Raw genomic sequence first — 15,590 nt, forward strand, 5'->3', positions numbered from 1 at the left:
AAATAGGTAGTACCATTTCATTTTTAGATATTAGCAATACTAACTTTAGTTTCAATTAAACATAGATACCGATGCTTAAACATATAAAATTTCTTCTTTTACTATTTATAATACCTTCTTTTTATGCACAAAATACGGTTAATGACTATCAGTATATTATTGTGCAACAAAGATTCGATTTTTTAAAATCTTCAGATCAATTTCAGACAAGCTCACTAACTAAGTTTCTATTCGAAAAAAAAGGTTTTACCGTTTTTTTAAGTGAAGAAGCGTTGCCAAATTCTATACAAGAAAATAGGTGTATGGCACTTAATGCTTCAGTTACAGATAACTCGAGTATGTTTACTGTAAAAAATAGCATTGTTTTAAAAGATTGTTATGGTAAGGTTTTGTTTACTTCAGAAGAGGGTAGAAGTAAAGAGAAAGATTTTAAAAAGTCATATCATAAGGCAATTCGAGCAGCTTTTGACACTATGACAGACATAGAATATAATCCAACGGCTAAAGAAACAACAGCAGTAGTAACAGAAAAAAAAGTAAGTGTTGTTTTACCAATTAAAAAGACCACCAAAGTGTTAACAGAAATGGTTGCTATAGATGATAAAAAGACAGAAACTTTAACCAAAAAGGATATTGAAGTTTCTAATACGTTGTATGCCCAGCAAATTAATAATGGATATCAGTTAGTAAATACACAACCTGTAGTTGTTTTTAAAATATTAAAAACAAGTTTAAATGATGTTTTTGTAATCGAGAATAAGAATGGAGTTTTTTATAAAGAAAATGATATTTGGATAGCCTCTTATTATGAAAATAATATTTTAGTTGTTAAAAAGTTTCAAGTTAAATTTTAATACTTATATTTTTTCCATTTATTTTTTAAAATTTCTCTAAAGCTATTTTCTCTGGCATTGTTAGAAGGTTCATAAAACTTTGTTCCAGTAATTGTTTCTGGTAAGTATTCTTGATCTACAAAGTTACCGTCATAATTATGTGCGTATTTATATCCTTTACCATACGCTAAATCTTTCATTAATTTTGTAGGTGCATTGCGTAAGTGGAGCGGAATTGATAAATCACCTGTTTGCTTAACCAGTTCTTGAGCCTCATTTATTGCCATATAAGATGCATTACTTTTTGGCGAATTTGCTAAGTATATTGAACACTGACTTAAAATGATTCTAGATTCTGGATTTCCTACTACTGAAACAGCCTGAAAAGTATTGTTTGCTAAAATTAATGCCGTCGGATTTGCATTGCCAATATCTTCAGAAGCAGCAATTAATAAACGTCTGGCAATAAATTTAACATCTTCGCCACCCTCTAACATTCTAGCCAACCAATAAACAGCTGCATTTGGGTCGCTACCTCTTATAGATTTAATAAATGCAGATACAATATCATAATGTTGTTCACCCGTTTTATCATACCTAACAGTATTTTTTTGAATTTTAGTTAACACAAATTCGTTTGTTATGGTAATTTCTTGATCATCAGCAACCAATAGCTCAAAAATATTTAATAGTTTTCTAGCATCACCACCAGAAACTTGTAATAATGCTTCTGTTTCTTTGAGCGTAATTTTTTTTCTTGATAAGATAGTATCTTCTTTTATAGCTCTGTTTAAAAGTGCTACTAAGTCTTCTTTATCAAAAGAATTTAAAATGTATACTTGGCATCTAGAGAGTAGGGCAGGTATTACTTCAAAACTTGGGTTCTCTGTGGTAGCACCGATTAACGTAACCCAACCTTTTTCTACAGCGCCCAAAAGTGAATCTTGTTGAGATTTGCTAAATCTATGAATTTCGTCAATAAATAAAATAGGGTTTTTTGTAGTAAATAAACCTCCGCTTTTTTTTGCCTTTTCGATAACTTCTCTTACTTCTTTTACACCAGAATTTATTGCGCTAAGTGTATAAAATGGCCTTCCAGAAGTAGTTGCAATAATATTTGCTAAGGTTGTTTTGCCAATACCTGGTGGTCCCCATAATATTAAAGACGGAATTATTCCTTTTGTAATAAGATTTGTTAAAATACCATTTTTACCAACCAAATGTTGCTGACTTATATAGTCTTCTAATTTTTTAGGTCTTATTCTTTCTGCCAAAGGTTCATTCATATCGTAAAAATAATAAAGTTTTCTGTCAATTTTTGTAAAAATATTATTTGGTGCTATTTTTGATTTCATTATTCTATGAAACAAGCAGATCAATTTAAACCTAGTAAATCTTTTCTTCTTTTACCAATAGTTTTTATACTAGTCATTTGGTTTATTTATTGGGTAGAAATTTATTATGGATTTAACTTTAATAAATTTGGAGTTTTTCCAAGGTCTTTTAAAGGTTTACAAGGAGTTGTATTTACTCATTTTATTCACAGCAACACAAATCATCTTTTTAATAATTCGGTTCCTTTATTTGTGCTTTTATCAAGTTTGTTTTATTTCTATAAAGAAGTTGCTTATAAGGTGTTATTTATTGGTGCGCTTTTAGTAGGTTTTCTAACTTGGACATTTGCAAGAGAATCTTATCATATTGGCGCTAGTGGTCTTGTTTACCTACTTTTTAGCTTTGTTTTTTTTAGTGGTATTATAAAAAAACATTACAGATTAGTTGCCTTATCACTCATTATTATATTTTTATACGGCAGTATTATTTGGTATGTTTTACCAATTAAAGAAGGTGTTTCTTGGGAAGGGCACTTGTCTGGTTTTATTGTTGGCCTCTGCTTTGCTATTGTTTTTAGAAATAAAGGAATTCTAAAAGAAGAACATCAATTTAAAGAAACAGCATTCGATTTACTTTTTGATGAAAATGGCAATTATATACCACCTCAAAAAGAAGAAAGTGTGGAAGAAAACAATTAGTTTAAACGTTGTCTTACCGTTTCGTATAAAAATGCTCCGCAAGCAACAGAAACATTTAATGAGGCAATATCACCTAATAAAGGCAATTTCGCTTTATAATCTACCATTTTTAGTATAGACGGGTTAACACCTCGATGTTCAGATCCCATAACAATAGCAATGGATTGTTTTAAGTTGATGTCATACAAAGAACTTTCTGTTTTTTCTGTGGCAGCTACTGTCTTAATATGGCTAGCTTGTAGTAAAAACAAGGCATCTTTAATATGATCTACTTTACAAATAGGTATTTTAAAAGCAGCACCCGCAGAAGTTTTAATAGTTTCTGCATTTACAGGAGCACTTCCATTTTTTTGAATGATAATACCGTTTACACCCGTACATTCTGCAGTTCTTATAATTGCACCAAAGTTTCTTACATCAGACAGTTGATCTAACAATAGAAATAAAGGTGTTTTATTACTTGCAATTGTTTTTTCTATAAGTCCTTCTAAATCATAAAATTCGATAGGAGAAATTTGTGCAACCGCACCTTGGTGATTACTTTTTTTAGACAACCGATCTAATTTTTCTACAGGTACAATACTTGTGGTTAGGTTATTTGTTTTAATTAATTTATTCAATTCATAAAACAATTCTCCTCTTAACCCTTTTTGTAGGTATATTTTATTAATACTAGAGCCACTTTCTATAGCTTCTATAATTGCTCTAATTCCAAAAATATTTGTTGTAGTTGTATTCTCTGTTGTCATGTTGCAAATGTATGTTAATTATCGAATATAATAACAAAAAAAACCACCTCTAAAAGAGGTGGTTTGAAATAATATTATTAAATATTATTTTATTTTCTTGTTATTATATAATATTTTCTTGTAGTTTTTATTTTGCTCGATCTTTTTACCGATAAGAGCATTTCTCTTATCTATATCTTCAGCAGATGGTCTAGCATAAGTACCTATTCTAGTATACGAATAGTCAATGTCACTATATGCAACAGATGTAGATGCTATAGCTACACTTAAATAGTGATTAATTGTTCCAGCTTCAACATTATAATTACCTGGATCAGGGTTTACCGTTCCAGCAACATAATGTGTCCAATTAGAAGGGAATCCTCCATTAAATTCATCAAAGCTTCCAGCAGCTTGTACTTCATCTAAAATAGCCAAATTACCAGATTCTCCAAATTTAATTTTTAAATTTTCTGGATGTGGATATCCATAATCACTTAAAGGAGAATAAAGATTTATTCCTAATAATGTAGTACCCGTTGGATCTGAAGGGTCTAATTTTAATTCAAATTCTCCACTTGTAGGTAAAAATAAACCAGCATTACCTGTATAGAAATCTTCTAAAAATCCACCCCAAAAAGTTGTATCATAGTTGTAAGTACCAACCATAAGTGCTGCAGATTCAGGAGCAGTAAATATCCTTGTACTAAAGTAATGATTTAGACCAGATAAAGATGCAACACTTTTACCTGCATTATCTTTAAACGTTCCTTCATCCCATGTTACTACTATAAAATCATCTGGCGCAAAAGTACCATGATTTTCAATAACAATAGTTGTTCCGTCAGAAGCAAAGTTGTCAGCACCATTTACTGTTATAGTTCTACTTCCAAAAAATCCTGTAAAAGTAACATCGCCTCCTTGATAAGTTACAGGTTCAGAAAACTTTAAAACTACAGGAGCAAATGGACTAATATCTGCAGACTGAAAAGATGGATTTGAATCATCTCTTAAAAATTCTGGAGCAGCTGTATCTGGTGTTGTAACTGTTAATTTTGTTACAGTTTCTGAGATAAAGTTGTCTGAACTTTTATGGATTGCATATACATCGTAGCTGTAAGATCCAAAAATATTGCTATCTATAGTGATATCCACTGGTGTAGAACCATCTACATCAAAATCGTCTGCTTGTATAAATCCACTTCCACCATGAACATCAGTAGATGACGGAGCAGGTGTACCTGCTGCTACTACCGCATAGTAAGCTTTACCTACAGATGTAGGTGTATAAGTTACTACAAATTCGTTATCTGTTGTTGCTGCTGCATTCTCAGCAATTGTAAATGCTGCTGGAGAAGTATATTCTACAGGTACATAACCAGATTCGTTTGTTGTATCACAAGAGTAAAATGCTGTTGCCAACACAAATACCCCAATAATTTTTTTCATATTTAGTTTCATATTGTCTTTTAGTTTTTAGTTATAGTCTCTGTGAATTGTCTTCTAATTCCACCACTTTGGTACAATGTATAATTGATAACCATTGTTTTAGAACATGATGTATACAAACCAGAAGCTTCTATTTCGTAGTCATCTTGAATATCACCGTTCCATGTTGCTGTACAAAGTGGTTGTCTAGCAATTGTAAACTCACCTGTAACCAAGTCTAAATCTACTAAAGTTTTGTTACTAACAACAACTACTTCATCCCAGTAACCTGTATCTGTAATCCATGCATATGCAATACCTTCCATGTAAAGGTCAGTACCATCAAAACTTGTTGTTATAAGACTATCATTCGGTCCTGCTTGACTTGCTGGTACATTATCTACACCACTCCAAGTAGCTTCTCCTAATCCTTGAAGACTAAAAGCACAATCATCATCTTGTAACGTTAATGTCATTGTTTTACCAATACCATCAGGCCCAGGAAAACCTAAACCTACAGGAGCGTCTGTAAGAGTAATTGTAATTACTTTATCTCCGTCTTCATCATTGTTGTTAATCGAGTTGATTTTTAATACATCTTGAAAAACGCCAGCAGCTAAATTAAAACTAGATTTGTCATCAACAATGGTATAGTGTACACCTTCTACAGCATTATCTGAAGAAATAGTAAAAGATACAGCAGTAGCACTTGTTGCTGCTGCTCTTGAGTTAGATAAGTTTAAAACAACTTCTATTGGGTCTGTATTAGATTCAAGAACAGAAACTGCTGTTGATTCTAATGATACAAATGCATCTGCAGGAAATGATAAAGTAGGTATAGTCTCCTTACTTTCATCACAAGAACTAAACAATGCAATTGCTGCAAAAATTATTAGTATTTTTTTCATTTTATTATAATTTTAAAATTATTAATTAGTTTCCGTAACCTGGTGATTGTACCATGTTTGGGTTTAAGTTTAATTCATTCAAACTAATTGGTAAATTAAAACGGTGGTCTCCTGCAGGTAATGTTAAAACATCTGCTGCAACACCAGAACCATCTGCTAAATGACCTTTATTAGATCTTTCTACAGGTAAGCCCATTCTTTTAATGTCTGTAAAACGAGATCCTTCGAAAGCCAATTCTAATCTTCTTTCTAACTGTATAGCATCTCTTAATGCTGGTCCTGCTTCATTACCACTTGTAAAACCTTCGTATCTTTGAGATCTAACAGCGTCTAAAGCAGCCAATGCTTCTGCATCTTTACCACCTTGTGCAGCTAAAGCTTCTGCTTTAATAAGCATTACTTCAGAAGCTCTTACAATTTTAGCATCAACATTACCTGTAGAAGTAGCGATTGTACTTGCATACCATTTTAATACATGGTTGTATGAATTACCTTCAAAGTCACTTGTTTCAAAGTAAGCACTTAATCTAATATCATTTGCTTGGTATAATGAGTAAAATTCGAAATCTGGAACATACTCAGATTTAATACCACCAGTTGTTTGACTATAAGGAACTCCAACACCAACACTAGTTACATCATCGTTTCTTAGACCAAAAATTACACCATCTTTGCTTGAGTCATTCCAAACACCTGTAAAGTTTGCTCTACTAGCAACACTTGCTGTTACTTTATTGGCTGCAGTTACTGCGTTTGCCATTTCACCCATGTGTAAGTACACATTAGCTAGTATACCGTTAACAGCGTTTTTACCCATTTGATAAACACCGTTGTCTGCATTTATTAAAGCAGCAGCAGTTGTTAAGTCTGTTACTATTTTTTGATAAAATTCTGCAATAGTTAATGTTCTTGCAGGTAAATCGTTAATATCAGACGTTTCTATATATGGCATTGCTAAAGTAGCATTAGAACCTGCAGCTTGTGTAGGTATTTCTCCATAAAATTTAATAACATCAAAATGTGCCAATGCTCTAATAGCCAAAGCTTCTCCTTGAATATTGTTCTTAAATGAACCATTTTCTAAAGTACCTAAGTTTTGTAAAACATTATTTACATTTCTAATAACTGCATACGCAGAAGTAGTATGGTAAGAACCTGAATTTTGGTTATATAACCAGTCATGTGTTTGTTGTTGACTTAATCTACCTTCTCTACTAATGATAAGGTTGTCTGATAAAACATCACGAGACTGCATACTTCCATTGTAATAAGCACCGGTTAACATACGCAAATAAGCTCCTCTTATCGCGTTGGTAAAATCGCCTTCGTTTCTAAATGCTTCTTCTGCAGCAACAGTAGAAGTAGGAAAGGTGTCAAGTCTATTATCACAAGATGTTACCGTGATAACTAACACTAAAATTAATAATATATATTTTTTCATTTTTATTGTTTTTTAAAATTTAAGATCTAAACCAAAAGAAATAGTTCTTAAAGTTGGGTAACTATTTAAACTGTATTCACCAGGAATTTGATTTCTTGTAGAACTACCAGGGTTAGATTCTGCAGAACCAATACCAACTTCAGGATCTCCTTTGTAATAAGGTATATATGTCCATAAGTTAGTACCTGCCATATACATTCTAATTTGAGTAAATGGTACTTTCTCTAAATACTGAGATGGTAAAGAATAACCTATCTGTAGGTTTCTTAATCTTAAGTAATCTCCTCTTTGTAAATATCTTGTACTGTTTGTACTACTAGAAACATTTCTGTTGTTAGCATTAGTACTACCTAAATAACCATTTGTTACTGGGTTTGGTAAAACATTAACGTCTCCTGGTTGTTTCCAGTAGTTAAAAGCATCTACTCTTTGGTTATCGTTTGCAGAGGTACCATCTGATAAGTGTTGAGATTCTACTAAGTTCATGATATAGTTACCACCTTTAAAATAAAAGTCTGCAGTTACATCTAAACCTTTGTAAGAAATACTTGTGTTAAAACCACCATCAAACTGAGCAAAAGGTGTTTTACCACTTAATAATACATTGTCTGCATCGCTTGTTGTAACATTATCATTAGCATCTAAAAACAACGCTTGCCCATTTGCAGGGTTTACACCTTTATATCTAGATAAAAAGAAAGAATGTACTTCTTCTCCTACTCTTAAGGTAGTGTAGTTTGCGTAGTTTACAGTTAAATCCTCATCTGTAGCTAATTTTAATACTTCAGAATCGTATGTACTGAAAGTTACACCAGCATTCCATCTAAAGTTTTCTCCTCTAATAATGTCTCCTCTTAATTCAAATTCCCATCCAGAGTTTTCAATTTCTCCAATGTTTTTAAAGATAGAACCACCACCTTGAAAAAGACTGATAGGTACTTGTAATAATAAATCCTTTGTATTTTTCTTGTAGTAATCAACTACACCAGTAATTCTACTGTTAAATAAACCAAACTCTATACCTGCACCATATGTAAAACTTTGTTCCCATCCTAGGTTAGGGTCTCCAAAGTTAGAAGGAGCAGCAGCAGTACCTCCGTTGTATGCATCAAAACCATACGTTGTAATAGAAGGGAAAGTTCCTATTTGATCGTTACCAGAAGTACCTGCATTTATTCTTAATTTAAGGTTATCTACAGTTTTACCTACGGCTGATTCTGTAAAGAAGTTTTCTTTACTTATGTTCCATGCAGCACTTGCTCCCCAAAAGGTACCATATTTATTGTTTGCACCAAATCTAGAAGAACCATCTCTTCTTACTGTTGCGTTAACAATGTATTTATCATCATAAATATAATCTACACTACTTGCAACAGAGAATAATGTTCTTCTACTATTACCACCTGTTGTAGTTAAAGGAGTTGCACCAGCACTAATTGTAGTTGGACCATTGATCACAAAACCTTGAGACCTTGCAAATGAGTTCTCATTATACCAATCTAAATACTCCATAAATACTGTTGCATTTACTGAGTGCTTTTCGTTAAACGTTTTGTTAAAGTTTAATTTATTTAAGATTGAGTACTGAAAAGTATTAGAATTAGATGCATCTGCACTACCAGTAGGTTCTCCATTAAATATTAAGTCTAAAGCAGAACCAGCGTGTAAAACACCTCTTGCAGTTCTGTTAAAGTAACTTACATTAGAACCAAATTGATAAGAAAAAGCATCAGATAATTTTATATCTGCTTTAAATGTACCAAAAAATCTATTGTCGGTATCATCATCTTGGTTTGCTCTAACTTGTGCTAAAGAATTTAATCCACTGTGTGTTGGGTTAAAAGTATCTAAACCTCTTCTGTTAGGAATACGATCTCCGTTAGCATCTGTTAAATATACAGGCTCATATGGGTTCGCAGTAAAACGACCATTAATTGGGTTTTGTACGTTGTTTCTATCTCTTGGATCTTGATCATTAGAAGTAGAAAAAGAAAGGTTAGTACTTAATTTTAACCAGTCATTAGCATCATAACCTACATTTAATCTTGTAGAAGTTCTTGTAAAAGCGCTTTCGATTAATTCGATAATACCTGTGTTAGAATCGTTAGAGATAGACATAAAGTATGTTAACTTTTCATCACCACCTTGAACAGATAAGTTTACAGAAGAAATTTCTGCATCTTTTAATAAATCATCAGTCCAGTCATGATCTTGAGAAATTAAACGATCCCATTCACTTTGTAACAACTGAGTAGAACCTGGCCCAACACCTACTGCTCTTTCATATTCTAACTTTTGTCTAGCATTCATCATCTGAAAATTTCTTTTCGCTTCTGTTGCTAAACCTAATCTAGTTTGTAATCTAATTTGTGCTTTTTTGTTTTTCTTACCACCTTTAGTAGTAATAACAACAACACCATTAGCTCCTCTTGCTCCATAGATTGCAGTACTTGCTGCATCTTTAAGAACATCCATTCTTTCGATGTCAGATGGATTAATACCAATAATTTGGTCTTCATCAACTTGTATACCGTCTAAAAGATATAAAGGTTCGCTACCTGCGTTGATAGAACCAATACCTCTAATTCTAACAAATGCAGCATTACCTGGTTTACCATTTTGTGCAGTTACTTGTACACCCGTTGCAACACCTTGTAAAGCATTATCAATACTAACTGAATTTGTTTGCTTTTCTAATTGTGCAGATGTAACAGAAGATATTGCCGAAGATAAATCACCTCTTTTTTTATTGGTATAACCAATAACTACAACTTCTTCTAGTTGTTGACCTCCTTCAGCCAATTTTACATTTACGGTATTAGATGTTCCAACTGTTTTTTCTACAGTTTTGTACCCAAGGTATCTAAACACTAACACATCTCCAGAGTTTGCTTTAATGGTGTATTTACCATCAAAATCTGTTTCAGCACCTTTTGTTGTACCTTTAATTATTACACTAACTCCTGGTAATTCTCCTGATTCATCAGAAACCGTACCGGAAACAGTCTTTTGTTGTGCAAACGAAATTTGCACGACCAACGCTAGTAAAAGCGTTAAAATTCCATTAAACTTTGTCTTCATTTTATAATTATTTGAATTAATTAACCGTAAAAATCATAAATATATCTTAAAGCCGCAAGTTTTTAACATAAAATTTCTTAAAATAAGTTAATAATCTGTTAATTAATTGTTGCTTTTGTTAATTATAAATTAATTTGAAGGTGTTTATTTTTATGATAATTTAATATGGCGCCTGTTTTTTGTTAAAAAAATATAGATAGTTTAATTTAAATGTAATTAATCTTTATTTTTTTTCTTTTTTTATTTTTAATCTTGATTCTCTACTTATTTGCTATTACTAGCTTTTATAACAGTTTTAGGCATGTTTTTTATTTTATTTATAACTAGAATTTTCAATATTAATTCTAGTATTTTATTTTAGTTTAAATCAGTTTTTATTATGAGTTTTTGAAATACAAAAAAAGAGCCGTAAAAATTACGGCTCTTCTTATTGTCACTTTTATATAAGTGAATAATTAATGTGAATTTTTAATTTACATCCCACCAAACTTTTGTTTGCATATCATTAGGATTTGTGGTTACTAAATCTAATTGTGAAGCGTTAGAAGTAGTTTCTGATAACGGATAAGGCATTCTAACAGGTATACTGTTAATTACTGCAGCTGCCGGAGCACTTAACTGAGGATAGTCTAATCTTCTCCATTCATTCCAAGCTTGAAAACCATTCATGTATAAAGCAACCCATTTCTGTGTACCGATAGACATCTTCCAATTCGCTGAATCATATGCATTGTTGCTAACATAGGTTGCAATTGCTGCAGCATCTGTTATACCCCAGTAGTTCATTGAAGCAGTTACCCCGTTTGCGTATGCAGTAGCAGCATTACCAGTTAATATACCTCTTTGGTATGCTTCTGCTAGTAATAATTGTACTTCTGCATAAGACATAATAACATGTGGTGTTGTAGCAGACCTAACATTGTCATTTGGTCTAGATACATCTGGCTTTAGAACAGTAGCGTCATTATCTGATAAACCGTAAGGCATACCTACGATAGAACCTGACGATGCATTGTTTGCAAATTTAGCCAATCTAGGGTCTCCTAAACTTGTTAAAGTGTTAACTAAGTACTCAGAAACAGCATAGTCATCTCTGTTACCTTCAAGAGGTGTATTGTTTCTATATAACGGATTTGATCTAACTAAACTTGTCTCAAAAGTAAACAATGCATTTTCATCGTTACTAGAAATTAAGTTTGATGATGCTAAGTTTATGTATCTAGTTGCAGTAGCTAAATCTACATCTGCAATTCTCATTGCATAACGTAACATTAACGAATTTGTTAATTTTATCCATTTTGTAACGTCACCGTTATAAATTATATCTCCTGATGTAAACGACTGAGATGATGCAGAAAAGGTGTTTGCTGCATTTTCTAAAGTTTCTAAAATTCCTTTATAGATAACTTCTTGGCTATCATATTTAGGAAGACTATTTTCTCCGATAGCTTCTGTGTATGGTACTTTTTCAAAGCCATCAGTTAAGAATGCAAATACTTGAGAAGACATTACATCAATAATATTTTTTTGATTATTGATTATGTCTGCTGATAAATCTTGACTTTCAACCAGTGTTTTTGCAGCATCTAATTCTTTTAGAACGTCTGCATACATTCTACTCCAGGTACCGTTAAAGAAATTAATGTCTTGGTTATACCTACTATCTTCGGTATATTCTGTTTGAGACCATTGCTGTACCATTAACTGTCCCCAATCTGCATTTACAGTAACGCCTTGTGTGGTGTTATAGAAATAGTATTGTGCAGTAGTTAGTAACGTTGACGGTGCAACAGTTACAGCAGAATTTGGATCTACATTTAGATCTGTTAAATTGTCATCACACTGAGTAAGCAATGCGACAGACATTAACATTAAACCGTATTTTTTTATTTTTTTCATTGTTTTTTATTTTAAAATTTTGCAGAAATATTAACACCAAATGAACTAGTAGCTGGTACTTGTGCATTTTCTAAACCTTGTGCATTACCTGCACCAGTAATTACTTGTGGATCTATGTAAGGTACTTCTGAATATAAAATACCTAAGTTTCTACCAAAAGCACTAATGTTTAGTCCTGTAAATGGTGTTTTGTTTAACACACTTGTTGGTACTGCATAGCTTAATCTGATATCTCTAAATTTAATAAAACTTGCGTCATATACATTCGGAGCAGCTCTTCTCCAGTAATTCTGGTAATAAGTTTGTGGGTCTATTCTTATATCATTTTCACTACCATCTGCTTTAACACCAGGTAAAACCATACCATTAGCCCTTACATCACTTTCACCATTAAAAGCAACAGTTTCAGGGTGCATACCAGAGTATTTAGACCATTGTAAAGAACTTGAGTGTATAATACCACCAACTTGAAAATCAAATAAAGCAGATAAAGTTAATCCTTTGTAAGTAAATGCAGTGCTAAAACCACCTGTCCAATCTGCTATTGCAGAACCTAAGTAGACTCTATCATCTGTAAATTCATAATTACCATCTGCGTCAACTAATTTATTACCATTGCCATCATATACATAGTCTTGTCCGAATAATGCCATATATGGTAATCCTTCCTGAACTCTTAAATCTGCAGCCCATGTAGATCCTGCGTTAATACTTTCTACAACAGTATTTCCTTCGTCATCTTTAAGCAATTCAACAACTTCATTGTTTTGGCTAGTTAAATTTAAACCAAGAGACCAACTAAAATCTTCTGTTTGAATTGGTGTACCTTGAATTTGAATTTCTAAACCAGAGTTTTTCATTTTACCTGCATTTAGTAATTTTGAAGTATAACCTGTAGTTGAAGAAACAGGAACATTAAAGATTTGATCTTCAGTTATTCTGTCATAATACGCTGCATCAATAGTTAATCTATTCTGTAGTAACTTCACCATTAAACCAAATTCAACTTCTGTTGTTAATTCGTTAACAAGGTCTGGATTCTGTTGAGAGTTAGGCACAGAGTACAAAGGATTACTTCCAAAATTTGGAGTAATAGGGTTGTAAACATCTGTTAACCTGTATGGGTCAGAATCATTACCTGCTTGTGCTATACTTGCTCTTACTTTTGCAAAATTAACAACTTCACTTTCTTTAAGGAAAGATAGCTCAGATACTGCAAAACTTAAAGATGCTGCAGGATAAAAATAGCTATTATTTGCTTCAGGTAATGTAGAAGACCAGTCATTTCTTGCAGATAAGTCTAAAAATAACATTTCTTTCCATCCTAAAGAAGCAGAGCCAAAAATACTGTTAATACCTCTTTGAGTTTCAAATGTATTTACTATTGGAGAATCAGCTGAGTTACCAATGTTAAAGAATTTGTCAATAACAAGACCACCATTTGTTTCTGCAGTAATCCTTTTAGCGTATTGTCTCATTCTATTTGCACCAATAAATCCATTAAAAGTAAAGTCTTCTGTAAAGTCTTTATTGTAGTTTAAACGAACTTCCATGTTAGTCTCTTGAAACTTTCTTTCGGTTTCTTCGTATCTAGAACCGTCTACAGATCTTAATGGGATTCCTTCTCTAATACTAAATTGGAAAAAATCTGTTCCAAACTGACTTGTAATTTTTAAGTTATCAGTAATATCATAAGAAAGATTTGCGTTACCAAACACTCTATTTTTGGTGTCTTCCTGTAGGTTGTTTTCTCTTACCCAACTTGGATTGTCAAAATAATTAACATCACTATTATATGATTGTAAAACACCATTACTATCTGTAGTTATTCCTTTCGTATTCCAAGTATATTGGTTTCCTTCTGTAGTGTTTTGTTGTTTTTTTAACCTGTCTACATCCAACTGTGTTTGCCACCATTGAGTAAAACCTTGTAATGGATTTGCATTACTGTAACCAGTTGCATTTCTATTTTCTGCTTCAGTTTTTACGTAGGTAAAAGCAACGCTAGATTTAAGTTTGCTGCTTAATCTGTAGCTAGAGTTAAGGTTAATTGTGTTTCTTTTTAATTTACCACCTGGCATTACACCCTCTTGGTCTAAATTAGTATAAGAAGCTCTGTAGGTTCCTTTATCATTACTACCAGATAGTGCTAATGTATTGATTAAAGTTACACCAGTATTAAAGAATTTATCATATGAGTTTGCTGGAGCAACCCAAGGTCTAGTTTCTTTGTAGTTATCTGATCCTGGATCCCAAGAATCCCAGTGTCTTACTAAGGTATTTGGGTTAAATTTTGGTCCCCAAGAACCATCTTTAGCATAGTTAGGTGCTAAGTAGCTCACGCCATCTTGTGTAAATTCATTAAAACCACTTGCTGTTGGGTAGATAGACCCACCACCATAAGTAGATTGTATAGGTATTAAATTTCTAACTTGATCAAAAGCAACACTAGTGTCAAAAGAAATACCTAAGCCTTTTTGGCTACTTCCACTTTTAGTAGTAATTAAAATAACACCGTTAGCTCCTCTAGAACCATAAACAGCTGTTGCTGCTGCACCTTTAAGCACAGACATAGATGCAACGTTTGATGGATCTATTTCAGAGGCAGCATTACCATAATCATAAGCACCATCACCAAAACCAGTTTGTTGGTCGTTTGAAGAATATTCTGCGTTGCTAATTGGTACACCATCTACAATAAATAGTGGCTGGTTATTTCCTAAGAAAGAGTTAGAACCACGAATAGTTATTCTAGAAGATCCACCTAATGTAGAAGGACTTCCTTGTATTTGTACCCCTGCAATTCTACCTTGTAAAGAGTTAACAATGTTAGGTTCTTTAGCATTGTCAATACTTTCACCTGAAACTTTTTGAACAGCATAACCAATTGCTTTTTCTTTTTTAGAAACCCCAAGTCCGATAACAATTTCATCTAACACATTTGCGTCTTCTTCTAGATTAACATTGATAATAGAAGAATTACCAACTTTTTTTTCTACTACTTTGTATCCAAGGTAGCTAAAACGAAGAACATCTCCTTGCTTTGCTTTGATAGAATATTTACCATCAAAATCTGTTTCTGTACCTTTTTTGCTGCCTTTTATCAAGACACTTACTCCTGGTAAAGCCCCAGAAGCCTCTGATACAGTACCAGAAACTGTTTTTTCTTGAGCAAAACTAATTTGCACAACAAACGCTAATAGTAGCGTTAAAATTCCTTTAAATTTTGTTTTCATTAT

10 protein-coding genes are annotated in these 15,590 nt (G+C 32.5%); 2 read left to right on the plus strand and 8 right to left on the minus strand.

The window, feature by feature from the left end; translation table 11 throughout:
• The first annotated feature begins 71 nt into the window (after positions 1-71).
• On the plus strand, positions 72-854 hold the full coding sequence (locus Q0678_RS06185) for a hypothetical protein (protein ID WP_299055410.1): 783 nt from the start codon (positions 72-74) through the stop codon (positions 852-854).
• On the opposite strand, the gene Q0678_RS06190 is transcribed toward Q0678_RS06185, so the two are convergent.
• Positions 851-2,119, minus strand: coding sequence for a replication-associated recombination protein A (locus tag Q0678_RS06190; RefSeq protein WP_299055812.1), 1,269 nt, complete (start codon positions 2,117-2,119; stop codon positions 851-853). The genes Q0678_RS06185 and Q0678_RS06190 overlap by 4 nt on opposite strands.
• A 75-nt stretch (positions 2,120-2,194) precedes the next feature.
• On the opposite strand from Q0678_RS06190, the gene Q0678_RS06195 reads away from it, so the two are divergent.
• Positions 2,195-2,866 carry a rhomboid family intramembrane serine protease gene (locus Q0678_RS06195; protein ID WP_299055413.1) on the plus strand — a complete coding sequence of 224 codons (672 nt, stop codon included), beginning with the start codon at positions 2,195-2,197 and terminating at the stop codon, positions 2,864-2,866.
• Here Q0678_RS06195 and rlmB read toward each other — a convergent pair.
• The 7 genes from rlmB to Q0678_RS06230 form a co-directional block, all read right to left on the minus strand.
• Entirely contained in the window at positions 2,863-3,615 is a 753-nt protein-coding gene (rlmB, locus tag Q0678_RS06200; RefSeq protein ID WP_299055416.1) for a 23S rRNA (guanosine(2251)-2'-O)-methyltransferase RlmB, read from the minus strand. The two genes, Q0678_RS06195 and rlmB, sit on opposite strands and share 4 nt — an antisense overlap.
• Positions 3,616-3,699: 84 nt before the next feature.
• Positions 3,700-5,043 carry an Ig-like domain-containing protein gene (locus Q0678_RS06205; protein ID WP_299055418.1) on the minus strand — a complete coding sequence of 448 codons (1,344 nt, stop codon included), beginning with the start codon at positions 5,041-5,043 and terminating at the stop codon, positions 3,700-3,702.
• Between the two features lie 20 nt (positions 5,044-5,063).
• On the minus strand, positions 5,064-5,930 hold the full coding sequence (locus tag Q0678_RS06210; RefSeq protein ID WP_299055421.1) for a hypothetical protein: 867 nt from the start codon (positions 5,928-5,930) through the stop codon (positions 5,064-5,066).
• 25 nt (positions 5,931-5,955) lie between these two features.
• Entirely contained in the window at positions 5,956-7,371 is a 1,416-nt protein-coding gene (locus Q0678_RS06215; protein WP_299055424.1) for a RagB/SusD family nutrient uptake outer membrane protein, read from the minus strand.
• Positions 7,372-7,383: 12 nt separating this feature from the next.
• Complete coding sequence (locus Q0678_RS06220; protein ID WP_299055426.1) at positions 7,384-10,452, minus strand: SusC/RagA family TonB-linked outer membrane protein; 3,069 nt, start codon at positions 10,450-10,452, stop codon at positions 7,384-7,386.
• Between the two features lie 468 nt (positions 10,453-10,920).
• Complete coding sequence (locus Q0678_RS06225; protein ID WP_299055428.1) at positions 10,921-12,351, minus strand: SusD/RagB family nutrient-binding outer membrane lipoprotein; 1,431 nt, start codon at positions 12,349-12,351, stop codon at positions 10,921-10,923.
• A gap of 11 nt (positions 12,352-12,362) precedes the next feature.
• Positions 12,363-15,587 (minus strand): SusC/RagA family TonB-linked outer membrane protein, encoded by a 3,225-nt coding sequence (locus Q0678_RS06230; RefSeq protein ID WP_299055431.1) that lies wholly within the window; start codon positions 15,585-15,587, stop codon positions 12,363-12,365.
• Between the last annotated feature and the right edge of the window lie 3 nt (positions 15,588-15,590).

It is taken from the genome of uncultured Polaribacter sp. (assembly GCF_947497125.1).
Classification (GTDB): Bacteria; Bacteroidota; Bacteroidia; order Flavobacteriales; family Flavobacteriaceae; genus Polaribacter.